The following is a 25751-nucleotide window of genomic DNA, read 5'->3' as shown; positions in this document are numbered from 1 at the left end:
AAATATTAAAAAAATTACCAATAGAAAAATGCTTGTAATGGAATTACCACTACAAGCTTTAATTATGCTGCATTCTTGTCTGGTTTTTTTGCTGCGATTCCTGCATCTTGTAACATCCACTCTATATGAACACCATAACCAGAAGTGGGATCATTTACAAATACATGTGTTACTGCACCGATAACTTTACCATCCTGAATAATTGGACTTCCACTCATTCCCTGTACAATTCCCCCTGTACTTTTCAGTAATCGAGGATCTGTTATTTGAATAACCATGCCTTTGGTGGCAGGAAATTTTTGTGGGATACTGCTTACGATTTCTATATCAAATTCTTCAATTTTTTCATCTTCCACCACGGTCAGAATTTTTGCCGGACCTTCTTTAACCTCATGTGAAAGTGCCACTGGTAAAGGCTTGTTATACTTTTCATTTTTTATCTTTTCTTCTAGCGTACCAAATATACCATAAGGTGTATTTTTAGTGATTGTACCAATTTTATCTTCTTCAATTGAAAACTTAGCCTGCTTTTCGCCTGGTATCCCATTATTCCCTTTTTCGATCGACGTAACAGAGGAATTAACAATGGTACCATTATTAATTTCAATCGGCTTTTTTGTGTCCATATCTGAAATGATATGCCCTAATGCTCCATATTTTTTCGATTCTGGCTCATAAAATGTCATCGTTCCAATTCCCGCAGCAGAGTCACGTATATATAAACCAATCTTATATTCATTTTCTTTTTCATCAAGGACTGGTAAAAGAGATGTTTTTATTGTTTCTTTACCGCGCTTAATCGTTAGGTCAATTTTATTATGACCTTGTCCCGCTTTTTCTACATAAGCTTTGATATCGCCCATTTCCTTCACAGAATCTCCATTGATTTTTAATATTACATCACCAACATTTATTTTTGCTTCTTCACCGGGAGAGGACATTCCTTTATCCCCATTAACTAAATGATGACCAACTACGAGGACGCCTCGGGTGCTCAATTTAACACCAATGGATTGTCCACCTGGAATGACGTGAATATTACTTAAATCTGAACCGCTAACTTTTTTCATTGGAAAAGCAGATGTGGCTAGAGATTCATGACTCGTTAAGGTGTTGATTTCACTTCTATTTTTATTGTTAATTGGAAGTCCGATCTCGGATTGATTTTGAAAGGTCATTGTCTCGTCAGGTGATGCAAAGCTTACCTGTCCAGTTCCAAATTGGAAAATGGAAAATACAGATAAAATAACGAGAAGTACACTATATCGCAAAAACGTAACATTTTTCTGTTGTTTTTCTTTCAATCGAATCACTCTCCTCCTCCCAACCCACCACATATCTCTAGTTCTGTAAGCCTAATTTGACCTGAACAGGAACAAATTAAACTGGAGAAACTTATGATATATGTGTAACATTTCCTATTACATTTATTGCAAATTGCGTATAAGTGTGTCTCTATATGGGTATTTGAAAAAATAATTTGCTTAAATTGTTAAAAAAGGAAAAATAAAAAACCGGTTACTATATTTTCCGGTTTTTTAAGAATTTTATCCTTTTTTATTTAATTTAAATGTAGATGCAAGTCCGAGCATTTCTTTTGCGTGATCTTTTGCAGTTTCTGTCAATTTGGTTCCTGTAATCATTCTGCTTAATTCTTCAATTTGATCGTTTTTGGTAAGTTCTTTAACATTTGTGGAAGTTCGCTTATTTTTTTCGTTTTTTTCAATGAACTTATGCGTATCTGCCATTGCAGCTACCTGTGGAAGATGTGTGATAACTAATACTTGTGAATCCTTCGAAATCTGATAAATCTTCTCAGCAATCGATTGTGCTACTCTTCCGCTGACACCAGTGTCGACTTCATCAAATATAACACTTGTTATGCCTTGATGTTTGGAGAATATCTTCTTCAAGGCAAGCATGATTCTCGAAAGCTCCCCACCAGACGCAACTTTAGAAAGTTCTTTTAAAGGTTCTCCTGTGTTTGTTGAGATAAGAAAACGAATATGGTCAAACCCATTTTTATGAAGTGTTGGTCTTGCTTTCGTACTGTTTTCATCAAAAGCAATTGAAAATGCTGATTTTTCTAAGTAAAGCCCTTTAAGTTCTTTATAAATATCCTTTGTTAATGAATCGGCTGCTTGTTTTCTAATATCATGGAGTTGTTTTGCTTCCAATAAAGCATCTTTTTCAGTCTCTTCAATTTGTTCCAGCAATACAGTTAGATGAGAGTCTTTGTTCGTGATTTGTTCCAACTCTTCTTCGATTTTTGCCATGTATTCCATAATTTCATTTACAGTTGTTCCGTATTTCTTTTTTAAACGGTTTATTTCATCAAGCCTGGACTCAATTTCATTTAAACGTTCTGGGTTAAATTGTAGACTGTCGATCTGATTTCTCAAGTCATATGTCAGCTCTTCAAGTGTAAAATAGTGATTGGACATTTCTTCAGCCTTATCGGCTAAAAATGAATCATAAGTGCTGTTATCCTGTAAAGCCAGTTGAGCTTGGTTCAGCCATTCGAGTCCTCTTTGTTCCCCATATAACGCATTGTATGCATCCTGTAGTGCTGTATGAATGCGCTCAAAGTTAGCAAGCGACTTTCTTTCATCCTCGAGTAGGTCATCTTCATTCGGGGAAAGATTTGCCTGCTCAAGCTCATTCATTTGAAATTCAAGTAAATCGACCCGATGAGCCATTTCCTGTTCGTTATCATTCAATTTCTGATATCTTTTTTTTAAAGTATCTAGCTTATTATAGAGTTGGGTATATTCCTCTTTTGCTTTTGAAATTTTTTTCGGTTCATACATATCCAGAAAATCGAGGTGACTATCATTATCCATTAATGATTGAGTTTCATGCTGACTGTGAATATCAATCAATGTTTTTCCGAATTCCCTCAAAATAGCAAGCGTGACTAATTTACTGTTTACTCTGCAAATGCTCTTACCTGAAGCGGTAATTGTACGCTGCAGAACAACTTGCTCATCCTGGATTTCAATCCCATACTGGTTCCCCGTAGCATAAATTGGATGTTTTTTATTATCAATACTAAATAAGCCTTCAATATCAGCTTTTTTAGCTTCATGTCTGACATATTCGACAGAGCCTCTTCCACCAGCCAATAATTGAATGGCGTCAATAATAATTGATTTTCCTGCGCCGGTTTCTCCTGTTAATACTGTCAATCCCTCATTAAATGTAATCGATATTTCATCGATGATAGCAAAATCCCGAATCGATAATTCTGTAAGCACAGTTATTCATCACCCCAATCAAGAGAAATATTTTCAATTAAAACTAAAGCATACCAATAAATCGATTTTTGATTTCAGCTGCATGATCAGGTGTTCTACAAATAATTAAGCACGTGTCGTCTCCGCAAATCGTTCCCATAATTTCATCCCAATCAAGATTATCAATGAGAGCGCCAACAGCTTGCGCATTTCCAGGTAACGTTTTCAAGATGATAAAATGACTTGCATACTCAATTTTCACAAAGGCATCAACAATTAACCGTTTTAGTTTTTCAAGAGGATTGAAGCGCTGATCTGCAGGTAGGCTGTATTTATAGTGTCCTGCTACTGTAGGTACTTTAACAAGTTGAAGTTCTTTAATGTCTCTGGATACGGTTGCCTGGGTCACATTGTATCCAAGAGACTTTAGTCGATCGACAAGATCATCCTGCGTTTCAATTACATTTTCCGTTATTAATTCACGTATTTTAATATGGCGCTGAATTTTACTCATAATTGCCCCCTTAATTAGCATTCGGATATACAAAGCCTTGCCATTATTTTTTTGGTACATATAATAATCGGTGCGCTTCTTCTACAATTTTCTCGATATCGGTAGGTTTTCGTTCATTCTTTATTTCTTTCTTCCATCCGAAATGCGCAAGAAATTCAATATTTCCTTCTCCTCCAGTTATTGGGGAATGCGTCAAATTAATGAGTGTGTACCCTTCTTTCTCGGCAAACGTAATAACCCTATCTAGAACATCCTCATGTACTTGTCCGTCTCTAACAATACCTTTATGACCCACCTGTTCTTTCTTCGCCTCAAATTGTGGTTTAATCAAGGCTATGACATCACTGTTTTTTGACAAAAGTTGTTTTAGTACTGGGAAAATCAATTTGAGTGAAATAAATGAGACATCAATGGAGGCTAAATCAGGAACACCTTGTTTTAACATATCAGGAGTAACGTGCCGGAAATTTGTTCGCTCCATAACTACAACTCGATTATCATTTCTTAATTTCCAATCCAATTGATTGTATCCAACATCAATCGCATAACTAAGAAGGGCACCATGTTGAAGAGCGCAATCTGTAAATCCCCCTGTTGATGATCCGACATCTATAAAGATTCTATCCTTTGCAGCAATAGAAAAATATTTTAATGCTTTTTCTAGCTTTAACCCTCCACGCCCAACATAGGGTATTTCTTTTCCTTTTATGGTTAATGGTGAATCTTCCTCTACCTTCATACCTGGCTTATCAAGTCTTACCTGTTTAGAAAAAACTAAGCCCGCCATAATAACACGCTTTGCTTTATCTAAGTTTTCGATTAAATGTCTTTCGACCAATAATTCATCCAGTCGTTTTTTCCTCATATGAAATATCCTTTACTAAGAACTTTTTTTAGTGATCCCTGTTACTGAAGTAATCCGTTAAATCCATTAAATTTGACGTTTGAGCACCTGCATCTTGCAACGCTTGTTTAGCCTTCTCTACATATACCTCTTTTTGCAGAATAGCCCCGTTTAAACCTAATAGTTTCGGATAGGTGCTTTTCAGATTCCCTTCATCACTGCCAACCGGTTTACCTATCTTTTCCTGTTCGCCGGTTACATCCAAAATATCGTCCTGTACTTGAAATATCAACCCAAGGTAATATGCAAAATCAGTTAAATGAGATAGTTGTTTATCCGTTGCTTTACCAACATATGCTCCGGTATAGATAGCAAATTTAAGTAGTTCTCCAGTCTTTAATGCGTGGATTTGCTCCATTTCATCCAAAGAAACGGCTTTGTTTTCTGCTTCCATATCAAGAATCTGTCCTCCAACCATTCCTTTTGGACCACTACAAACAGAAAGTCGACTAATAATATTGACTTTTTCTCTGTCATTCAGTAATGGATCGTTAGCAATTAATGCAAAGCTGTATGTCAACAAAGCATCTCCAGCCAAGATTGCAGTAGCTTCATTGAAAACTTTATGATTGGTTAATTTCCCCCGACGATAATCATCATCGTCCATTGCAGGTAAATCATCATGGATCAGAGAATAAGTATGAACCATTTCCAGTGCGACTGCTGATGAAAGCACTTTTTGAATGTCACTACCATATGCTTCATAACTTGCAAGTAAAAGAACTGGACGAAGCCTTTTTCCACCTGCTTCCAAAGAATAAAGCATGGAGTTCTTTAATTGAATTGGAATAGAAAGATTCTGTAAATAGTGTTTATATTCTTTTTCAATCTTTTCTCTGTAGTTATTTATATAGTCCGAAAGCTTCGTTTTCACGTTCATTCTTCCTCCTGTACATCAAAAGGTTCCAATTCACCTTGCTCATTCAAAATTTGTGTCATTTTTTCCTGTACATTTTTTAACTTATCTCCGCAAATTTTAGAAAGATTCATACCTTCCTGGTAATAATTGATTGCCTTTTCCAACGGTACATCACCCTCTTCAAGCTTCGATACAATTGTTTCCAGTTTTTCCATTGCTTCCTCAAAGGATATAGATTCATTTTCCATTTGTTGGATCCTCCTCAATAGTTAAGACCTGACAGCTAAGATTCCCATCGCTCAAATTAACGGTTATAGATTCATTTTGTTTTACTTTCTTTACAGACTTTATTATTTTCCCATCTGATGTATAGGGTAAAGCGAAGCCGCGTTTCATTATTTCCAAAGGGTTTACTAACGTTAATTTATCCATATTATTGGCTAAATTTACGGACTTCTTTTCGAGAATTTGTGACATGGAATTATTTTGTTGCTTAAGTGCATTGTTCAAATTACTTTTAGCTTGTTCTAACTGCTTGGCAGGATGCTGAGAAGCAAGTCTCCTGAATAGATGCGTAAAAGCTGCTTCATTTTGTTTTCTGTTTTGTACAAATCCCCGTTGTAGCTGTTCCATATAGCTGTCCAATTCCTGTTCTTTCTGTTTCAGTAATTGTTCAGGATAACGAAATGCATAAGATTGTAATAATCGTGCAAAATAGTTTTTACTGCTGACTATTTCTCTATTGATATCTCTTGTAAGTGTTCTTCTCATTACCGTGATACGGTCCGTCAATTCTGTTTGAGATGGAACTGCAAGCTCAGCAGCACCTGTAGGAGTGGGTGCACGAAGGTCAGCAGTGTAGTCGCTAATCGTAATATCTGTCTCATGCCCCACTGCTGAAATTATCGGAATTTTTGAATTGAAAATAGCTCTTGCCACGGCTTCTTCATTAAAGCTCCATAGTTCCTCAATGGATCCCCCACCACGACCAACAATCAACGTATCGAAATTCCCCTTGCTATTTGCCGTATCGATTGCTTCCTGAATGGATACGGTTGCTTGTGGACCCTGCACAAGTACAGGGATGACGGTGATGGAGACGATAGGATATCTTCTTTTAATGGTTGTTATAATATCTCTTACTGCAGCTCCTGTAGGTGAAGTGATAACTCCGATATGTTCTGGAAATTCAGGTATTTGTTTTTTGTGGATAGGGTCAAAGAGACCTTCCTTATGTAATTTTTCTTTTAATTGTTCAAAAGCTAGATACAATGCACCAATTCCATCTGGTTCCATTTGCTGAATATAAAGCTGGTACTGTCCATATGCTTCATATACACTAATTTCTCCTTTAATCAGTACATTCATGCCATTCTCAGGTCTGAATTTCATATTTCTATTATTGCCTGCAAACATAACGGACTGAATTTTAGACTGATCGTCCTTGATGGTCATATACATATGTCCACGACTATGATGCTTAAAATTAGAAATTTCACCACGCAGCCATAAATTTCTCAAATGGGGGTCAGTATCCATCTTTCGTTTCATATACCTAGTCAGTGCAGTAACTGTTAAGTATTTATCATTCAATTCCAGACAGTCCTTTTGCTGCTTTTATCGTATTTTTAAGAAGCATCGTAATTGTCATTGGTCCGACACCCTTTGGTACTGGTGTAATATAAGAAGCTATTTCTTTTACACTTTCAAAATCAACATCACCGGTAAGTTTACCATCAGGTTGGCGATTAATTCCTACATCTATCACAACAGCACCCTCTTTTACATACTCAGCTGTGATTGCATGTGCTTTGCCAATTGCAGCAATTAAAATATCCGCGTTTGCAGCTATTTCTTTCATATTCTTCGTTTTTGAATGACAATACGTTACGGTTGCATTTTCATTTAGAAGAAGTTGCCCAACAGGTTTACCAACAATATTACTCCGACCAATGACAACTGCATGCTTTCCTTCCATTTCAATAGCCTTTGATTTTAGCATCGTTATGATTCCAAAAGGTGTGCATGGCAAGAAGGTATCCTCACCTGTCATCATTTTCCCAATATTGCTTGGATGAAAACCATCCACATCTTTATCCGGATGAATTGCTTCAATTACTTGCTGTTCCCTGATTTGGTCTGGAAGAGGAAGTTGAACGAGAATACCATGAACAGACTTATCATCATTCAGTTCGTTAATTAGTTGAAGCAATTCATCCTCACTTGTTGAAGATGGTAATTCAATTAACGAGGAAGAAATACCTGTAATCTCAGCAGCTTTTTCCTTTCCTTTAACGTAGGATTTGGATGCAGGATTATCCCCAACTAATACGACGGTTAAATGTGGTGTCAAACCTTTTTGCTTTAAACCCTCGACCTCTACTTTCATTTCCTGCTTTAATTCAGCAGACAATTCTTTTCCATTAATAATTTGTGCTGTCATAACCCTAGCTTCCCCCTTATGCAATTATCTTTGATAGTACACCATTGATGAACTTTCCTGATTTGTCATCACCATATGTATTTCCTAATTCGACTGCTTCGTTAATCGATACATTTTTAGGAACTTCTTCGATGAAATGTAATTCAAAAGTAGCAATTCTAAGAATCGTTCGTTCAACAGAAGCAATTCGATTAATCGTCCAGTTTTCAAGATTGTCCGAAATGATTGAATCTATCTTTTCTCTATGCGCTGTAACACCTTCTACCAGCATTTTCAAAAACTCGTCGCTCTCTTCCGACTCCAGAAACGCTTCAATGGCCTGTTTTGGTTCATTATCATTTATATCCAGTTGGAAAAGTATCTGGAATGCTTTTTCTCTTGCTGTATGTCGCTTCATTGATCATAAACTCCTTTTTATTACCAATAGTATACTCCTACAAATAATAACATGATTAACATGGCTTTGCTAGAAACTATCTATTGGTTAAAATAAATGAATAAAGCACAGGCCAAGGGTAAAATCTGGCCTGTGCAATAAAATTGCTTCACTCTTCAGCGTCTTCTTTTCCTTCCATGTGTATACCGACGACATGGATATTTACTTCCTGCAATTTAATTGCTGTCATTGTTTCCAGCGTCAGTCTAATATTGGTTTGGAGCTCCTGTGCAATTTGTGGAATGGATACACCAAACTTTAAAATTACATACATATCAATGGCTACCCCGTCATCAGTAAGTTCCACTTTTACACCTTTACTATGAGCTTTTTTACCTAAACGCTCTGCTACACCAGAGGCGAAGTTACCTCTCATCGCAAAAAGGCCTTCTATTTCTGTGGCAGAAATCCCAGCAATAACCTCTATAACTTCAGGAGCAATTTCCACTTTTCCTAACGCAGTGTTATCACTTACTTCTAATAAGGGTTGTTCACTCATGATATCACTCCTTCTAACATATAATTACATTTCTTTTTCGAGAATTGGATTCTCTTCCAAAAAATTGGTATTAAAGTCACCATCTAAAAATACTTCGTGATTCATAATTAAATGGTGGAACGGAATTGTTGTATGGACTCCTTCAACTACAAATTCATCCAGCGCCCGTTTCATCCGCTTTATTGCTTCTTCCCTAGTTGGAGCATACGTAATCAGTTTGGCAATCATTGAATCGTAATAAGGGGGTATTTTATAGCCTGTATATGCTGCAGAATCAACTCTGACACCAAATCCACCAGGTGGTAGATACATTTTAATCTCACCTGCAGAAGGCATAAAGTTTTTAAAGGGATTTTCCGCATTAATTCTGCATTCAATCGCCCAACCATTAAATTCAATATCCTCCTGTTTAAAGGAGAGTGGATTTCCATTTGCAATTCGAATTTGTTCCTTGATTAAGTCCACTCCGGTCACCATCTCTGTAACTGGATGTTCAACTTGGATACGGGTGTTCATTTCCATAAAATAGAATTCTTTGCTGTTCCTGTCAAAAATAAATTCAATTGTGCCTGCACCTACATAGTTTACAGCCTTGGCGGCATTAACTGATGCCTCACCCATTCTTTCCCGTATATCAGCTGTTAAGGCCGGTGAAGGGGTTTCTTCTATGAGTTTCTGTAATCTTCGTTGTATGGTACAATCCCTTTCACCAAGATGTACGGTATTGCCAAATTGATCAGCCAGTACCTGGATTTCCACATGGCGAAAGTCTTCAATGAATTTTTCAATGTAAACTCCCGGGTTGCCAAAAGCCGTTTCTGCTTCTTTCTGTGTAACCCGAATTCCTTTAATTAACTCTTCTTCGGACCTGGCAACACGGATCCCTTTACCGCCACCGCCTGCGGTAGCTTTAATGATAACCGGGTATCCTATGACACTTGCAACTTCCATCGCTTGATCTTCATTTTTAATTATTCCTTCAGAGCCAGGAACAATTGGTACATTTGCTTTCTTCATTGTCTCTCTGGCAACATCTTTTATTCCCATTTTTTGAATTGCTTCAGGGGTTGGTCCAACAAAAATAATATTGCAAGCTTTGCAAATCTCCGCAAAGTCGGCGTTTTCAGCCAAAAATCCATAACCAGGATGGATTGCATCGACTCCTGTCAATGTAGCTACACTTATTATATTTGTGAAATTCAGATAGCTGTCTTTACTTAGCTTTGGTCCAATGCAATAGGCTTCATCCGCCAATTGAACATGTAATGATTCTTTATCTGCTTCTGAAAAGACAGCTACAGTTTCTATGTCGAGTTCCTTGCAAGCTCGTATAATCCGGACTGCAATCTCTCCCCTGTTAGCAATTAACAGCTTCTTAATCAATTGCTCCATCCCCTTATTTTTTCTTTACTCGGAATAATGGTTGCCCATATTCTACTAGTTCACCATTCTCTGCGATAATTTCTACAATATCACCAGATACTTCTGCTTCAATTTCATTAAATAATTTCATTGCTTCTACAATACATACGACAGTATCTGGTTCAACAGAACTTCCTTCTGCAACAAATGGGTCATTCTCCGGGGAGGATGATGTATAGAAGGTCCCAACCATAGGTGAAACTATTTCAAAATCGTAGTTAACACTGCTAGTTTGATTTTCAGAACTGTTCTTTATTTCTGTCTGTACCTGTTCTGATTTCTCCTGAACTGGCGGCTTTTCTTCTTGCTTGAACTGTGTTTCAATCGTTTCTGTTTCTACAAAAGGTTTTTGATTTATATCTTGGTTGTTTTTTTTCAGAGAAACGCTTGTCCCATTCGTTTCATACGTAAACTCAGATATACTTGATTGATCAATCAATTTTATTATCTCTCTTATTTCCTGAACTTTTAACATTTCCGGCACCCCTCTAGTTTTCATAGTTTATGTGGATACAGATTTTTCATCAAAATTATTATTAGGTACTAATAACTCCCCTTAACATAGTACGATAAAAGAGTACAAAACATCAAGTCTGCACGTGCATGTTTGTATTACTGATTATAGATTTCAAATTAATTATACCAGTATTCAAGTATCATTGCGAATGGAAAAGAAACAGAAATTACAAAACCCAGACGGGGAAATCGTCTGGGTCAATTCATTGTTTTTAAAGTTTTACGAAAGGTATATATACGCTACTCACCAGTTGGTTGAAAGTTAACTTCAGCGGTGATTTCACCGAATTCGTCACGAACCATCTGCATAATATTTACAACTTCTGTTTCTGATAGTTGATCAGCTTTTACATGGACATGAACTTTTTGACCATCTGATCTAACCAAAACATCTTGATATTCGGTTGCCCCAATTATTTGCTCTTCAAGAATAGATTCTTTTGTAGTCAGATCCTCTAGTACATCAATGTCTTTCATCGCTTGTTCCTTTTCATCTGTGTTTGCGGATGCTGAAGCAACAATATCTGTTAAACGATCCTTTTTCATGCTTCTGTCATCTAGTATTTCCATTCTGATTGTTGTAAACAATTCATCTTTCCCCAAGTTTGTGATGTTGTTTACTTCGGCGTCATTTGACTCTGACTCCTCTGTTCCCGTACTCGTAGTTTCTTCAGAATTTGCTTGTCCATCATCAATATAGGCCAAATCTTCACTACTTGGTGAAATGATATAATAAACACTTAGTACAATCATAAGACTTAACATTGTTAAAAGCCACACTGTTTGTTTTTTTAACATTAATAATTCCTCCTTAGTTTTTTGGCATTACAGAGATTTTATGAGTTGGAGCATCAAGAACTCGTGAAATGGCTTCAACTATCTGACTTTTAAGAGACGGATGGTCAGCCCCTCTTGCTACTACAAATACGCCTCTTACTTCCGGTTGTTTCGTTTGTATCAGTAAAGGAACTTCCTGATCTCCTTTTCGAACGAGTACAACTTGATTCTCTTCAGTATGGTCTTCGATTTTCCTCGTCCCACCATTTGTATCATTTTCATCTGTCGTCTGCTGCCCCTTCATTAAGTTCTTTTCATAAACATGAGCACTCGTTGCATCGAGATTTACCATTACCTCTGTCTCTGTTACCCCTTTTATTTTATTAAGCATTTCTGCCAGTTCTTGCTCCAAGCTGTTTTCCAGCTCTTTTATATCAGAAGCAGATAACTCTGCTGAATTGTCAGCCTGCGATGAATTCTGAACTTCATTTTGAGACTGCATAATTATATCGGGTTCCTCTTCTGACGAAAAAATATTACTGATTATAATCAGGAATACTCCAGCCAGCCCTAGTATGATAAGATACCCAATTCTTTTTGATGGAGGCTTGTCACCACCCTCTTTTTTTGGTCGAAAGAAATCCTCCAATTTATTCTTCAAGATGTCCCCCCCTCCCAATAAATAGATACTTTCTTATCTGTCAACTCCCATACTTCCATTAATAAAACTTCAATTTCTGAGAGATCCTCCTCGGGTTCTTCCTGATTACGTTGAGAATTTATTACCACATCTTCAACTGTATTCACCGCTCCCTCCCCGTTTTGTGCTTCATTTATATAAACAATGACTTCTGTAAGCTCCTCGAAGGAAATATCCTGGGTATCATTAAAGCGAAACTCCATCGTTGTTATCTCGACCTGATATTCTTCCTTCAAGGGGTCCGCTGCTAAATTTTTCAGTTGGACAGCCATTTGTTCTAAAATATATGCATGTTGACTGCCCTGTATTTCTTTTTTTTGAAATTCAATCTGATTTTCTATGTTTTCATCCGATTTAAATTCCTGATCCAGTTCGTTTATCGATGTTTCGATGGCCTTCTGAATGTCTGTATTAAATACATGGAAAATTGGTTTTAATAGAATTAAAATTAATATTAATCCTACAACCAATTTGACATATTTCTTCATGGTGTCTGCCGGGATTAGCAAGTCGATAATTGAAGCAATGACAATAAATAAAATAATTTGTGTTACCCATTGGATAATGACATCCATCGAACTCACCCTATCTCAGCAGAATTGTTATATTACTTGCAGAAATAATAATTACGATGGCCAATAAGAACATTAAAGAGACTGCCAGTAGACATGCAAGTATATACAAAATATAAGTGCTAATTGTATTTAAAGCTGCTATAACAGGTCCCCCGCCGATAGGCTGCAGGATAGCAGCAGCGAGCTTATAAATTAGTGCGATTGCAGCAATTTTAATGGCTGGAAATAGGACAATTAAAAGAATGATAAATAATCCTGCCATCCCGACTGCATTTTTAAGAACCAATGAAGCACTGAGAATCGTATCAGCAGCATCTGTGAACGTCCTTCCTACTACAGGGATAAAGTTACCCGTAATGAATTTAGCTGTTTTCATTGCGATACCATCCTGAACCGCTGCAGCAGTACCTTGGACGGAAATTACGCTTAGAAAAATAGTCAGGAAAACACCTAGTGTTCCTAAACCTACTGATTTAAACAGATTCGCCAGATGTGTCACCTTATAATTATCATTCATGCTGCTAACAATTAGTAATAGTGCGGATAAAAACAAGAGAGGTAAAATGAAAGATGAAACAAGTATTCCGCTGAAATTAATTAGGAATATAATAATTGGATGAAAAAATGAAACAGAAATGACATTTCCAAAAGTTGCCATCATACCAAGTACTAGTGGAAGCAATGCAATCATAAATCCCTTCATCGCATTAATTGCATCTTGTGTATAGGAAACAGCCAAATAAAAGCTGTTGAGCGCGATAAATAGAAGGACAAGATAAATTACAAAATAGGCAATTTTACTAACTGCACTTTGTTCAAATGCCGTGTGCATCGTTTGTAAAACAACGGAAAACAATGTCAGCATCAAAAGCGTTCCGAGTAGCTTCCCGTTTAAAATAAGTTCATGAAACAAGTACTCTATAAAAGCAATAGTTGTATTTTTAAAGGAAAAGGAATCTTGATTTTTTATAAACTCGGTGATATTTGTCTTTTCCAGATCAGGTAGAAATCCTCCATAATCCTTAACAATCTGGTCCCAGTATTCTTTCACACCATCCAGTGAAATTTCCTGAAGTATTGCATCTTCAATTTCTATTTCATCACTGGCTGTAGAGGCATAGATGGTAGGTTGTCCACTTATTAAAAAAATAAATGCAAGAAAAAATACAATAATATTCTTATTTGATCTCATTCACCCCAATTGCTCCCTTCAGCCCTAACAGATTACTTATAGTGTTGTATCTTACCGTCCTAGATGGAAGGTAAAAAGCTTACAATGGCTTCTATAACAGCAGTAATAATTGGAACTGCCAACAATAAAATAAATATTTTTCCTGAGAGTTCGATATACTTGGCAACAGAACTAAGTCCGGCATCTTTTGTGAGGTTGGCACCTAATTCTGCAATATACGAAATCCCGATTATTTTAAGAATTGTTTCCATATATAGTCCTTCAATGTTTGCCTTTTGGCCCAGTGTCTGTATCATTTCAAAAATAATGCTTATTTGTTTGATAATGGCAAGAAATATGATAATTCCAGTAACCAGAATAATGATAAAAGCAAATGATTTGTTGATATCTTTTAAAATAATATATAAAATACTTGCTATGATGCCTAATATAGCAATCTGTAGGATATCCATATACTTTAGCTCCTAGAACAAAAATACAGATTTAATTTGTTGAAAAAGATCAGAAAGTCCATTTACTACAATTACCAGCACAATAATAAAACCAATTAACGTAGCAAACTGGGCAATTTCTTCCTTACCCATTTGTTTTAAAATCGTATGAATCAATGCCACAATTATTCCTATTCCAGCAATCTGGAAAAGAACGGATGCATCTGTAAACATGAATATGCTCCTTTCTCTAGTCCAACTCCAGCGCCATACATAATGTTCATCTCTGTTGTTTAAATAGCTTGATATGCAAGAAACGCTTCTTCAATGAAATTATTCAAATGAGAAGCAACACTATAAATATTCCACTTAATATACCTAGACTTTTTGCCATTTTTCCATATTTATAATAATTATCTAATGCCTCTTCAAGTTCCCTGTCCAAGTGTACATTTGTCAGTTGTATATGCTTTTGCTGCTGGTAAATATCATGTTGTCCTAGAGTTCTGCCAAATTGATTTAAGATTTCCTTCTCGCTCTCGTTCATGGTTGAATCCTTCACCAGTTTATCCACCTTATGCTCCCAAAGGTTGAAAAAGTCCAATTGTACTTCCTGCATTTCCGTTCCTAAGGCAGCAAAAAATGATTTAAGTGGGTCTGGTATTTTACGTGATACGGAAAAAAAAGCTTCATGCAAAGGTGCTTGACTATACACAATCTCAGCTTCTAAAATCTGCAATGCACTTTTCAATTGCCTAATATGTTTTGGGCGCTTCGTTAGTCTGTTACTCCATTCAAATCCGATCAAGGCGGCTGTGCTTATTAAAAGTAGTGCTCCAATCCACTTCATCTGCCACACCTCTCGATTTCTGCAACAGTTCATTTTCTCTTTGATCAAAAATCTTCCCTACTTGTCCAGGTTTTAGTTGCCTATCCAATAAGATAAAGCGATCAAATATCTGTTGGTCGAAGATTGGTTTTAGTGAAGGTCGTCGCTTTAGTTCCCTCATATCGCTTCCATGGATCGTACAAATGATGGTAACCCCTGTATTGATTGCTTCCATTAATGCTTCGATGTCTTCCTTATTGCCAATCTCATCCACCACCATTACATCAGGGGACATTGACCTAATTAACATCATCATTCCTTCAGCTTTTGGACAAGCATCCATCACATCCGTTCGTAATCCTAAATTATGGTGTGGAATCCCTTTTAAGGAAGCCCCTATTTCTGATCGTTCATCAACAACTCCTACTTTTTTTGCCGCTATATTTTGGCTTCCACTTGCAATTAATCGTGTTAGGTCTCTGATCAAGGTTGTTTTACCTGTTTGAGGGGGGCCAACAATTAGCGTATTCAAGTATTTTTTATGGAATACATATGGGAGGACTGATGATGCGGCTCCAATTTTTTCTTTTGCTATTCGAATATTGAAAAATGTTATATTCTGAATGGCTTTTACTTTGCTATTTGAAGTTATCACTTTTCCCGCTATACCAACTCTATGTCCACCTTCTATGGTTATATAACCCTCTCTAAGTTCATCTTCCATTCGATATAACGAAAACTCACTAAGTTGATTGATTAAATACATGCCCTCATCATTCTTTGGTATAATCGTTTTCAGCCATTCCAACTCATCGTCAAATATTAATTCAACTGGGTGGTATAACCGAATCCGAATTTCTTGTAGAAATTGCCATCTGTTACCGATTTTTAATCGTATAGCCTGTCTCATTTCACTCGGAAACAAACGCATAATCTCGTTCATTATAATACCTCACTTTTTTAGTGCTGCTTTATAGTAAATATATGTTGGATGGGGTAATTTATGACTCATTAAAATGAAGTTCTTTCGCTTATATGAGGTCGATAGTGGGGATTTATTTCTAAACGTTGTTTTAGCAGAGATTGTTACCATCAGCCGAAGTTTATCTTACGTCGAAGTTTATAGAAATTGCGAAGTTAAAAAAGCAACAAGTCTTATGGGTGGGACGAGTAACCGAAGCAGTCCAAGGTTAACTTGAAAAGTCCTTTTAATAAAAAAAGCAGCCCTATGATTAGGACTGCTTTTTAGAGAAGTATTCAATTAGGCTCTGGATACATATTTTCCATCAGAAGTATTAATGACTAGTACATCGCCCTGATTAACAAAGAATGGAACTTGGACAATATGGCCTGTTTCCACTGTTGCCGGTTTTGTTCCACCGCTAGCAGTATCACCTTTAATACCAGGTTCTGTTTCTACTACTTCAAGTTCGACGTTGTTTGGAAGGTCTACACCAAGAATCTCCCCTTCATAGCTGATTACATGCACTTCCATGTTTTCTTTAATGAACTTTAACTGTTGCTCTATTTGATTCGTTTGAAGATCAATTTGTTCGTACGTGCTCGTATCCATAAATGCATGCGTGTCTCCAGAAGCATACAAGTATTGCATTTTTTTATTTTCGATATGTGCTTTACTTACTTTTTCGCCACCACGGAATGTTTTTTCCTGGATGTTACCACTACGCAAGTTACGAAGTTTTGAGCGAACAAAAGCAGCGCCTTTCCCAGGCTTTACATGCTGGAACTCTAACACTTGCCAAATGTCGTTATCCACTTCAATGGTTAGTCCCGTTTTAAAATCGTTAACTGAAATCATTTTTATTCCTCCCTTATGTAGAAAAACTTAAAGTTGTATCAATTCTTTTGGAGCAAAGGTTAATCGTTCATTACCGGTTTCAGTGATGACAATATCATCTTCTATTCTGCAGCCACCAAGTCCATTAATATAAATACCAGGTTCAACTGTAACTACCATACCTTTTTCAAGAATTTTTTCTGATCGATAGGATAATCCTGGTCCTTCATGTACTTCAAGGCCTAAACCATGACCTGTTGAATGACCGAAATATTCCCCGTATCCTTTTTCTTTAATATAGTCTCTTGTTAATGCATCAGCTTCTTTACCGGTTAATCCCGGCTTTGTTCCGTTCACTCCACGAAGATTTGCCTCTAATACTATATCATAAATTTCCCTTAATTCGCTCGAAATTTCTCCAACAGCAATCGTTCTTGTAATATCTGAGCAATAACCTTGATACAGAGCGCCGAAATCCAATGTTACAAGCTCACCACTTTGAATTTCTTTTTCCGATGCAACACCATGTGGAAATGCAGAACGTAAGCCTGAAGCAACAATCGTATCGAAACTGGATGCTGTAGCACCTTGTCGACGCATGAAAAATTCTAATTCATTGGATACGTCAATTTCTTTTACGCCTGGTTTTATGAAAGATTGAATATGTTCAAAAGCGTCATCGGCTATTTTAGCTGCCTTTTTCATAATATCCAGCTCTTCACTTGTTTTAATTAAACGAATTTCTTCAATTAATCCGCTAATTGGGACCAAACTCACATTAAAGTTTTTATTATAATTTTCAAATTGAGCGTACGTCACATAATCTTTTTCAAAACCAAGACGCTGAATTCCTAGTAATTTTAACTGGTTAGCTATCTCAGATTCAATCAGATTTGTATGTTCAATGATATCAAAATTCTTAGTTTGCTCTGTAGCTTGCTCCGTATATCTGAAGTCTGTAATGAATATAGCCTCTTTTTCGGAAATCAAAGCTACCCCAGCTGTGCCTGTAAAACCAGTAATATATCTTCTGTTTATTGGACTAGTTATAAGAATTGCGTCCATTTCATTCGTTTCCAATGTATTTCTTAGCTTTTTAAGTTTATCCATTTCCCTGATCCTCTCCCTCTCAAACGGTAACCAATTCTATGTTTTCTGTGTTTAAGTGTATCATAAATGGACAAATTTGAATAATTTATAATTTAAGTTATTCGATGCAGGACACAGAAACTACTCCTTTGCTTTCTTCAGTTCCCTGATCTTCATATCATGATAATCGTACGAAATGGAGTAGCCTATGAACGTACCGTATAGGATGAATAAACATAATGTTGATATAATTGTATTGTAGGTTAAATCAATGAATCGTGGTATATTAGGAAAGATCGGCTGCATAATATAAAAAATAATCACCCATAGAATAACCCCGTACAATAGCCCCATCCACATCGAGTTAATTTTTTTGAATAAACCATAATAAATAAGCGCTGCCAAGATGGAAAGTATTCCGGCCAAAAGGATCGTAATAATGACTCCAAGCCACCCGTCAGTCCAAGAAGCATCCAACCATGACTTCAAAAGAAATGACTTTGGAGATACTTCACTAAAGTTAAAATAATAAATCAAGCTACCAATACTACTCCATAGAATACCTCCAATAAATCCAGTAAGTAATGCCCTTGAAAAAATAGACAACTGTTCTTCTGTATTCACTTCATTTGAATGTTGTTTTTCCGTTTTCATTTAAATACACCTCCAACGATATTATTACCAAACATGTCAAACAAATTACAGGAGGTCCATATAAATAACGGTAAATAGTAAAAAATAGTAGTTCATAAAGGATAACTTTAGTAGAATAGAAATTAGATAACGGTTTAATCGTACCCCCTTGAAGAAAATGATTAAAGGTATTGAATAATTTATGAATTGACTGGAAACAATTTTAATAGATACGTTTTTTACGCATTATTTCAGTAATGCTGATATAAAAGTCCTCATTAGTGGTATAGCATTAGTAAAAGGCCAGAGACTTTAAAAGGAGGAGATCTTATGGGACGCAGTAAATTTTCTATTGTCATTTATTTAATAATAGGTTTGGCAGTTGTCGGCTTGTTTTCGCAGCTTCTCGGTAATACGGTTAACTTCTTGACCAATATTCTCCTGATGGTAGTGGTGGGTGCAGCAATATTTGGTTTACTCTACTTTTTCGTTCTCCGAAAAAGAGGTCCTTCCAATACAGACGATATGAAGAAGTATAAGCAGGCTGTCAAACAATCAAAATCAAAATACAAACAACCAAAGAAACCGAGTAATGTTGCAACTGCATCCACCAAAGCAGTAATTCCACCAAAGAAAAAGCGTAGTAAACGAGCATCTCATTTAAGGGTAATCGAAGGAAATAAACCAAAAGGAAAAGACCGCGCTTCTTTTTAAGAAGTACGGTCTTTTTATCTGCTCCAATTCTTAAAAAAATCAGTCGCATATTTCCTTCCGTTTTCAATCAGATTTTCTTTTGCAGTCTGTGAAATATGGAAATTAACTGTCCCAGTATTCTTAATAGGAACAAATAGTATATTTTGTTTTTCATTTTTGGATATATATCTTGCATCATGTGCCTGCTTCATTGTAGAAAACAAAGCATGGAACATATCTAATGCGTTCCTAATATCTCTCGGACCTATTCCATCTTCTGACGCGTCGGTTATTTTTATTCCGAGAAGCGGCCTTTTTTTAATTTCACTTCCATTATTATCAAAAATCCACAACGGAAAATTGCTCAAAAGTCCCCCATCAACCATGAGACTTTTTTTCTTATACTTCCCTGGCATTTTTTTTGGCATAAAAAAGAAAGGAAATCCGGCACTCATTCTAATTGCCTTGGCTACTGGGAAGAATTCAGGCTGAATACCATAGACCCTTTCGAGGTCATCAGGTATCACGATTAGCTTTCCTAATGAAAGATCACTAACTACCACCTTGAGATACCCCGGTTTAATGTCATGAAAGGTATGGATGTTTTTACGAGCCAGTGTTAATTCAAGCCATCGTTCCAGTTTATCCCCTTTATTGATGCCAAGTACACGATAGAGGAACAACCATTTTGTGAATGGGAGTAGTTTTGTAAGGACAGGTGGATCAACCAATTGGGTTAAATCAAGCTGACTTATAAGTTCTTTAATTTCATCAAGTTCAAACCCCGCTGCAATAAAGGATGCTACAATTGCTCCGGCAGAGGTTCCGGCTACACGTTCCAACTGCAGGTTTTGTTCCTTCATGCTCTCCAGTACACCAACATAAGCAAAAGCTTTGACACCGCCACCCGAAAACACACCATCAATTTTCATGGGTTCTCTCCCTATGCATTTTTGTATGACTTGGTGAGGAATTTTATGAAATTTCGACTTATTATATATGTAAGCAATTCGGTATCAAATTAGAACTCATATACTAGAAAAACCATACAATCACATTCCATAATTGTATGGTTTAACCTTATTCATTTTCGTTTTCTTCTGCTGTTTTCTTTAATTCTTCAATTCTTCTATTATCCGTTTTGAAATAGTTCACGAGATCGCCAATTCGGTCAATCGAATTCCAACTTAGATGGTGTTCAATTCCTTCTACGTCCCCATAAATATTTTCCTTCTCCACGCCGATTATACCAAGGAACTCTTCTAGAAGTTCGTGTCTAAAAACTAAACGCTCACCTATTTTCTTCCCTTTTGAAGTAAGTACAAATCCCCTGTATTTTTCGTAGTTCAAATATCTATCTTTATCCAGTTTCTGAACCATTTTAGTTACAGAAGAGGGATGTACTGCCAACGCTTCTGCAATGTCAGATACACGGGCATACCCTTTAGATTCTATAAGGTTATATATTTGTTCTATATAATCTTCCATACTTGGTGTAGGCATTAAGAATCTCCTCGTTTCAAGAATATTTTTTATCTAGGGCAAAACTGTTTCCTTATTATGAGAATACATGAAAATCTATAACAACTCAAGTTATTTAGTAAACAAGAAAAAGGACCTGAAAAAAACCTGGTCCTTCCTCCCATCATATTATAAACCGCATTTCAGCTGTGCTCCACAACTCGTACATGTATTACAACCACCAATATCCTCGACATTTCCCTCTCGACATACAGGGCAGGTGTCGCCGACTTCAGAGCCAATGGTTACTTTTGTTTTTCCTAATTCTTGAATCGTATCCATTAAAACAACTTTAGGTTTCTCTGTGTCTGCAAACAACTCTGTTTGCTCACCGACTGTATTTTCTTCGGCTTTCAGTGTCAATACTTGCGAGTCACGACTCCCATCCACATACACGGTGCCACCTTTTGCTCCCCCATTGTATAGTCTTTGGTATACACTTTCCACTTGATCTACCGTATACCCTTTAGGAGCATTCACAGTCTTGGAAATCGAACTATCAACCCAACGTTGGATAACACATTGCGTATCAGCGTGAGCTTCTGGTGCCAACTCCATTGCAGTTACAAACCATTCCGGCAAGTTATCTGGGTCTGCATCCGGATTTCTGTCCAAATATTCCTGAACAATATCTGCTTTTACTTCGATAAATTTACCAAGTCGTCCACTTCTGAAATAGGAAAAAGAGAAATATGGCTCCAATCCTGTACTCACACCAACCATTGTTCCTGTGCTTCCAGTAGGAGCAACTGTCAACAGATGTGAGTTTCGAATACCATAACTCAATACATCCTGTCTAATATCTTCTGGCATCTTTCTCATAAAGCCTGTGTTAATAAACGCTTTTCGTAATGCTTTCGTTTCTTCTTCGTTAGCACCAACAAGGAATGGAAAACTCCCTTTTTCTTTGGCAATTTCGATAGAAGTACGATAAGCAGTCGTTGCAATGGTTTTAAACACTTGATCTACGAGATTATTTCCCTCTTCAGTTCCATAAGTTGTTTCACAGTAGATTAATAAATCATGCATACCCATAACGCCGAGGCCAACACGACGTTCACCGAGAGCTTGTTTTTTATTCTCCTCAAGAAAGTATGGAGTAGCATCAATAACATTATCCTGCATCCGTACACCAGTTTGTACGGTTTGTTTTAATTTTTCAAAGTTTACTTTCTTCGTATCCTTATCAGCCATTTCAGCCAAGTTAACTGCAGCTAAGTTGCAGACTGAAAAAGGTGCGAGAGGTTGTTCCCCACACGGATTTGTTGCTACCACTTGATCTCCATAAGCTTTAGCATTTGTCATATCATTTGCATTATCGATATAGAAAATGCCGGGTTCTGCTGAGTATGTCGCACATACATTAATCAAATTCCATAATTCTTTTGCTTTCATGCGACGATAAACACGAACACCATAGCCCATTTCTTCCCATTTACGTACATCACCTACATCATGCCATTTTTCATTGTAAGCATCCATTTCCTCTTTTGTGTAATTTTCTACATCTGGAAAGCGAAGCTCGTAAATTTCATCATTTTCAACTGCTTCCATAAATTCTTTTGTAATACAAACAGAGATATTTGCACCGGTCAAAAATTCAGGGTTATGAACAGAGTATGTTCCACCTGTACGTAGCTTGTCATCTGCTTCACGCATTGCAGCTTCAGTAAAACCACCAAGACCAGGGATTGCTTTATAATTTACGACACTCTGATAAAGATCAAATTCTGTTTCTGTTAAAGGTGTAAATTTCAATTTCTCTTCTGCCAACCGTTTGATTTGTTCATCTTCGGTATTTTCGATTAAATAGCGAAGAATTCTTGGGTTTTGCATTTTTGAGATGATAAATTCGATAATATCAGGATGAGAATCTACTAACATGATCATTTGTGCCAATAATTGTTGCGTTGACTCGTTAAATCAACTCTCTAAGTTACCCTAGAGTTCAGACCATATCTTACACATTACATATGTGTCCTCGCACTTCGAAATCACTTGATTTCTACTCTACTCACTTCCGTCACTTGACGTGCTTTCGATGGTCGTTGAACCTTCTCCTTTTAAGGAGCTTGGCTGCTGATTGTCTTTGTCCACCTATTGTTTTTCAGCATTCCCGCTTACCGTTTCCAGTTTCGTTTTAGCCAATAGGTCATATATGGCGCTTTCCACAGTTTGAAAATTATTCAAAATATCATCTTCCCAAAACCGTAATATAACGTAACCGGCTATCTCATTTTTTATAAGGTCAGTTTCTTGTCTTATTACTTGCCAATCTTGAGGAATAGGAAAAAATTTAGGATTTGCATGCCAGTAATCACCATCACACTCAACAATCACATTGTAATCTAATAACAAAAAGTCGTATTGTCTTTGTTTAAGGATAAAAGAATATCTATAATTTATATCGTTATGGATTAAAAAACGTTCCATTATCTTCTCGATATTCGTTTTCCTGAAGTTTTTAGACTGCATTTGTTTTAAAGTTGAATTTCGTATTTTTTCGATCGTTTCCTGACTATATATACCTGTTTTCCCGCTATTCCATGAAGGTGTTTTATTTATTCTTCTCGTTTTAGCAGTCTTAGTAATAATGTTGTTAAAATGTTTCCTTTTTTTCTCAGGACTCATAGATTTGTGCCACTGTTTAATCTTAGTAGACTTGACTAACTTTGCACATTCCTTTGAACAAGTTTTAGTTTTTCGGTTTCTAGCTAAAAAACTATTCCCACATAAAACACATGTTAATGGGCCTTTTTTCGAACCACAAAACTTGCTACAGTATTTATTCGGGACGCCTCTTGTAAGGTTAACTAAGTTAGTACAGGTATCACGAGAACATTTCAATTCATCTTTAGTATAATAGAATTTGACCAATTAACTGTTCAGTGCGTGTCCATGCACTTTTAAATGAGAAGTAAAACGACCTTGTTTATTATGAGATATTTGATATCCGCAAATCTTACATGCATGCGGATTTTTAGCGTCATATGATTTCATAAATAGAGCACCCCATTTTTAATTATCAAAGGTGTTTATTCATTGTTGAAATCTAAAGAGTTTCCAGCAATTCACGAGGTTTATTTATAGACGAGGCACACTTGTTTACCACGTCTTGATCCACCCTGTTCCACTAGATGAGTAAGTTTTGCAATATCATCCAACCATGAAACCGAACCGGAGGATTTTCCATTCACTCCTCTTGCCAATGCATTTCTAGGACGTAGAGTTGATCCATTTGTTCCAACACCGCCTCCACGGGACATTATTTCCATTACCTGCTTGCGGTGATCGGAAATGCCTTCACGTGAGTCTTTAACATATGGCATAACATAACAGTTGAAATAAGTTACATCTGTATCTGCTCCTGCACCGTACAAAACTCTTCCTGCAGGAATAAAATTCAGATCAGCAAGTTCTTTGTTGAATACTTCAAACCACTTCTTCTGTCTTTCATCTGTCTGTTCCACACTGGAAAGCCCAGTTGCATTACGTTTTGCAATTTGTTCATAAAAAACTTCCAACGGTTTTTCAATAACATCGAGCGAACGTTTCACAATTCCGGTTTCGGATTCTTCTTCATCATCCAGCACCGAGATGAACTCAGGATCGACTTGTACGTCTGCCTTATTTTGTTCCCAGTCAATGGATTTAATGAAGCCTAGCCCTCTCGCAGGGAATTTAGGATCTGCTTTTACCGTAAGGACTACAAAGTCGCCTACTTTTAATGTCTTCTTTTCTGTATCCTTAAATGCATATCGATCAAGCATCACCAACCGTGAAACACCTTTATGCGTTAGATTCATATCCTCAGTTATGGGATGTACCGGCGGAAAAAGCTTTATATCCTCATTCAGTGCCTCCACATTTAACTTATTTTGAGATTTTACAACAATCGACATTCAATCTCTCCTTTTGTATATATCTATCTTTTAAATATCTACTAGTTATACAATACCACATACAAATAAAATAAAACAATATATGGTATACGTTTTTTTGTAAAGTACTATATATTGTATATGGAACGAGTGATTTATCATTTGTCAACAACTAAAAATCTATGATTCCGTGAGAATAATAGAGCTATTTAAAGAGAAGTAGTTATATTAACGTTGAATCTTACATTTTTGTTATTTGCATTACTGGATATATTTCGATATTAACCGACAAGAGTAGTCATTTCCTATTTTAATTGTGAATTAGTATAAATAAAGGAGAAAAACTTTGAAATATAACCAAACTAACCATATAATAGAGGATGTACATTTTTGGACAGACGGGGGAAGTAAAATGGAGTTTTTAATTATTGCCGTAGTTGTTTTACTTGCGGTAGGAATTTTCCGCTATTATAGACAACGAAATTACACAAAGGTGCTAACTGAGGATCAGTTCCGAGAAGGTTACCGAAAAGCGCAACTTATAGATGTGAGAGAACCTCAGGAATTCGACCGGGGACACATCCTTGGAGCAAGAAACATTCCTGTTAGCCAAATGAAACAGCGGTTAGTGGAGATGCGCAAGGATAAACCTGTATATCTTTATTGCCAAGGTAGTTCTCGTTCTGCCAGAGCTGCACAATTACTGCATAAAAAAGGTTACAAGGATATTTACCAGCTAAAAGGCGGTTTTAAAAAATGGACTGGTAAAATAAAATCGAAAAAATAATTGTAAAAGCCCAGGA

General features: G+C 36.6%; 28 protein-coding genes and 2 pseudogenes. 2 read left to right on the top strand and 28 right to left on the bottom strand.

Features of this window, described 5'->3' with window-relative positions; all coding sequences use genetic code 11:
* Positions 1-62 precede the first annotated feature (62 nt).
* The 23 genes from spoIVB to ACFOUV_RS03205 all read right to left on the bottom strand — a co-directional run bounded on the left by spoIVB (position 63) and on the right by ACFOUV_RS03205 (position 18874).
* Positions 63-1337, bottom strand: a complete 1275-nt coding sequence (spoIVB, locus tag ACFOUV_RS03315) for a SpoIVB peptidase (protein ID WP_379495334.1) — start codon at positions 1335-1337, stop codon at positions 63-65.
* A 210-nt stretch (positions 1338-1547) separates the two neighbouring features.
* Positions 1548-3257, bottom strand: a complete 1710-nt coding sequence (gene recN / locus ACFOUV_RS03310; RefSeq protein WP_379495333.1) for a DNA repair protein RecN — start codon at positions 3255-3257, stop codon at positions 1548-1550.
* A gap of 43 nt (positions 3258-3300) precedes the next feature.
* Positions 3301-3750 carry a transcriptional regulator AhrC/ArgR gene (gene ahrC, locus ACFOUV_RS03305; protein ID WP_379495332.1) on the bottom strand — a complete coding sequence of 150 codons (450 nt, stop codon included), beginning with the start codon at positions 3748-3750 and terminating at the stop codon, positions 3301-3303.
* A gap of 43 nt (positions 3751-3793) precedes the next feature.
* Complete coding sequence (locus ACFOUV_RS03300; protein WP_379495331.1) at positions 3794-4615, bottom strand: TlyA family RNA methyltransferase; 822 nt, start codon at positions 4613-4615, stop codon at positions 3794-3796.
* A 28-nt stretch (positions 4616-4643) separates the two neighbouring features.
* Positions 4644-5534, bottom strand: coding sequence for a polyprenyl synthetase family protein (locus tag ACFOUV_RS03295; RefSeq protein WP_379495330.1), 891 nt, complete (start codon positions 5532-5534; stop codon positions 4644-4646).
* Positions 5531-5761, bottom strand: coding sequence for an exodeoxyribonuclease VII small subunit (locus ACFOUV_RS03290; protein ID WP_379495329.1), 231 nt, complete (start codon positions 5759-5761; stop codon positions 5531-5533). The genes ACFOUV_RS03295 and ACFOUV_RS03290 overlap by 4 nt, the downstream gene beginning before the upstream one ends.
* Positions 5751-7106 (bottom strand): exodeoxyribonuclease VII large subunit, encoded by a 1356-nt coding sequence (gene xseA / locus ACFOUV_RS03285; protein WP_379495328.1) that lies wholly within the window; start codon positions 7104-7106, stop codon positions 5751-5753. The genes ACFOUV_RS03290 and xseA overlap by 11 nt, the downstream gene beginning before the upstream one ends.
* Positions 7099-7956: a bifunctional methylenetetrahydrofolate dehydrogenase/methenyltetrahydrofolate cyclohydrolase FolD gene (gene folD / locus ACFOUV_RS03280; protein WP_379495327.1), complete on the bottom strand. Its 858-nt coding sequence runs from the start codon at positions 7954-7956 to the stop codon at positions 7099-7101. The genes xseA and folD overlap by 8 nt, the downstream gene beginning before the upstream one ends.
* Positions 7957-7972: 16 nt before the next feature.
* A complete protein-coding gene (gene nusB, locus ACFOUV_RS03275; protein WP_379495326.1) occupies positions 7973-8353 on the bottom strand; it encodes a transcription antitermination factor NusB in 381 nt (126 codons plus the stop codon).
* 148 nt (positions 8354-8501) lie between these two features.
* Entirely contained in the window at positions 8502-8891 is a 390-nt protein-coding gene (locus tag ACFOUV_RS03270) for an Asp23/Gls24 family envelope stress response protein (RefSeq protein ID WP_379495325.1), read from the bottom strand.
* A gap of 24 nt (positions 8892-8915) precedes the next feature.
* Entirely contained in the window at positions 8916-10274 is a 1359-nt protein-coding gene (gene accC / locus ACFOUV_RS03265; protein WP_379495324.1) for an acetyl-CoA carboxylase biotin carboxylase subunit, read from the bottom strand.
* Between the two features lie 13 nt (positions 10275-10287).
* A complete protein-coding gene (accB, locus tag ACFOUV_RS03260; protein WP_379495323.1) occupies positions 10288-10788 on the bottom strand; it encodes an acetyl-CoA carboxylase biotin carboxyl carrier protein in 501 nt (166 codons plus the stop codon).
* 281 nt (positions 10789-11069) lie between these two features.
* Positions 11070-11627, bottom strand: coding sequence for a SpoIIIAH-like family protein (locus ACFOUV_RS03255; protein ID WP_379495322.1), 558 nt, complete (start codon positions 11625-11627; stop codon positions 11070-11072).
* Positions 11628-11640: 13 nt separating this feature from the next.
* Positions 11641-12267: a stage III sporulation protein AG gene (gene spoIIIAG, locus ACFOUV_RS03250; protein ID WP_379495321.1), complete on the bottom strand. Its 627-nt coding sequence runs from the start codon at positions 12265-12267 to the stop codon at positions 11641-11643.
* A complete protein-coding gene (spoIIIAF, locus tag ACFOUV_RS03245; RefSeq protein ID WP_379495320.1) occupies positions 12264-12881 on the bottom strand; it encodes a stage III sporulation protein AF in 618 nt (205 codons plus the stop codon). Before spoIIIAF ends, spoIIIAG begins: the two co-directional genes overlap by 4 nt.
* Before the next feature lie 10 nt (positions 12882-12891).
* Positions 12892-14073, bottom strand: coding sequence for a stage III sporulation protein AE (spoIIIAE, locus tag ACFOUV_RS03240; RefSeq protein WP_379495319.1), 1182 nt, complete (start codon positions 14071-14073; stop codon positions 12892-12894).
* 59 nt (positions 14074-14132) lie between these two features.
* Entirely contained in the window at positions 14133-14525 is a 393-nt protein-coding gene (gene spoIIIAD, locus ACFOUV_RS03235; protein ID WP_379495318.1) for a stage III sporulation protein AD, read from the bottom strand.
* Between the two features lie 12 nt (positions 14526-14537).
* Positions 14538-14738, bottom strand: a complete 201-nt coding sequence (spoIIIAC, locus tag ACFOUV_RS03230) for a stage III sporulation protein AC (RefSeq protein WP_379495317.1) — start codon at positions 14736-14738, stop codon at positions 14538-14540.
* Between the two features lie 103 nt (positions 14739-14841).
* Complete coding sequence (gene spoIIIAB, locus ACFOUV_RS03225; RefSeq protein WP_379495316.1) at positions 14842-15354, bottom strand: stage III sporulation protein SpoIIIAB; 513 nt, start codon at positions 15352-15354, stop codon at positions 14842-14844.
* Entirely contained in the window at positions 15299-16276 is a 978-nt protein-coding gene (gene spoIIIAA / locus ACFOUV_RS03220; RefSeq protein WP_379495315.1) for a stage III sporulation protein AA, read from the bottom strand. The genes spoIIIAB and spoIIIAA overlap by 56 nt, the downstream gene beginning before the upstream one ends.
* Positions 16277-16594: 318 nt before the next feature.
* Positions 16595-17152 carry an elongation factor P gene (gene efp / locus ACFOUV_RS03215; RefSeq protein ID WP_379495314.1) on the bottom strand — a complete coding sequence of 186 codons (558 nt, stop codon included), beginning with the start codon at positions 17150-17152 and terminating at the stop codon, positions 16595-16597.
* 27 nt (positions 17153-17179) lie between these two features.
* The gene (locus ACFOUV_RS03210) at positions 17180-18241 is read right to left on the bottom strand and encodes a M24 family metallopeptidase (protein ID WP_379495313.1); all 1062 of its coding nucleotides are present in this window, start codon (positions 18239-18241) and stop codon (positions 17180-17182) included.
* Positions 18242-18361: 120 nt separating this feature from the next.
* Positions 18362-18874, bottom strand: a complete 513-nt coding sequence (locus ACFOUV_RS03205; RefSeq protein WP_379495312.1) for a YqhR family membrane protein — start codon at positions 18872-18874, stop codon at positions 18362-18364.
* 309 nt (positions 18875-19183) lie between these two features.
* Between ACFOUV_RS03205 and ACFOUV_RS03200 the strand changes: the two genes are divergently transcribed.
* Entirely contained in the window at positions 19184-19567 is a 384-nt protein-coding gene (locus ACFOUV_RS03200; protein ID WP_379495311.1) for an SA1362 family protein, read from the top strand.
* 14 nt (positions 19568-19581) lie between these two features.
* On the opposite strand, the gene ACFOUV_RS03195 is transcribed toward ACFOUV_RS03200, so the two are convergent.
* The 5 genes and pseudogenes from ACFOUV_RS03195 to ACFOUV_RS03175 all read right to left on the bottom strand — a co-directional run.
* Positions 19582-20478 (bottom strand): patatin-like phospholipase family protein, encoded by an 897-nt coding sequence (locus ACFOUV_RS03195; RefSeq protein WP_379495310.1) that lies wholly within the window; start codon positions 20476-20478, stop codon positions 19582-19584.
* A gap of 148 nt (positions 20479-20626) precedes the next feature.
* Positions 20627-21049: a transcriptional regulator MntR gene (gene mntR / locus ACFOUV_RS03190; protein WP_379495309.1), complete on the bottom strand. Its 423-nt coding sequence runs from the start codon at positions 21047-21049 to the stop codon at positions 20627-20629.
* A gap of 147 nt (positions 21050-21196) precedes the next feature.
* A pseudogene (locus tag ACFOUV_RS03185) lies at positions 21197-22963 on the bottom strand (vitamin B12-dependent ribonucleotide reductase); the annotation flags it as partial.
* 201 nt (positions 22964-23164) lie between these two features.
* Positions 23165-23698, bottom strand: coding sequence for an endonuclease domain-containing protein (locus ACFOUV_RS03180; protein ID WP_379495308.1), 534 nt, complete (start codon positions 23696-23698; stop codon positions 23165-23167).
* Positions 23699-24156: 458 nt separating this feature from the next.
* Positions 24157-24969: pseudogene (locus tag ACFOUV_RS03175) on the bottom strand (ribonucleotide reductase N-terminal alpha domain-containing protein); the annotation flags it as partial.
* Between the two features lie 391 nt (positions 24970-25360).
* Here ACFOUV_RS03175 and ACFOUV_RS03170 point away from each other — a divergent pair.
* Complete coding sequence (locus tag ACFOUV_RS03170) at positions 25361-25735, top strand: rhodanese-like domain-containing protein (RefSeq protein WP_379495748.1); 375 nt, start codon at positions 25361-25363, stop codon at positions 25733-25735.
* Positions 25736-25751: the final 16 nt, after the last annotated feature.

It is taken from the genome of Oceanobacillus longus (assembly GCF_042650085.1).
GTDB classification, from domain to species: domain Bacteria; phylum Bacillota; class Bacilli; order Bacillales; family Amphibacillaceae; genus Oceanobacillus; species Oceanobacillus longus.
Note: the sequence above shows the minus strand (reverse complement) of the source record. Positions and strands in the feature narration are given on the sequence as shown.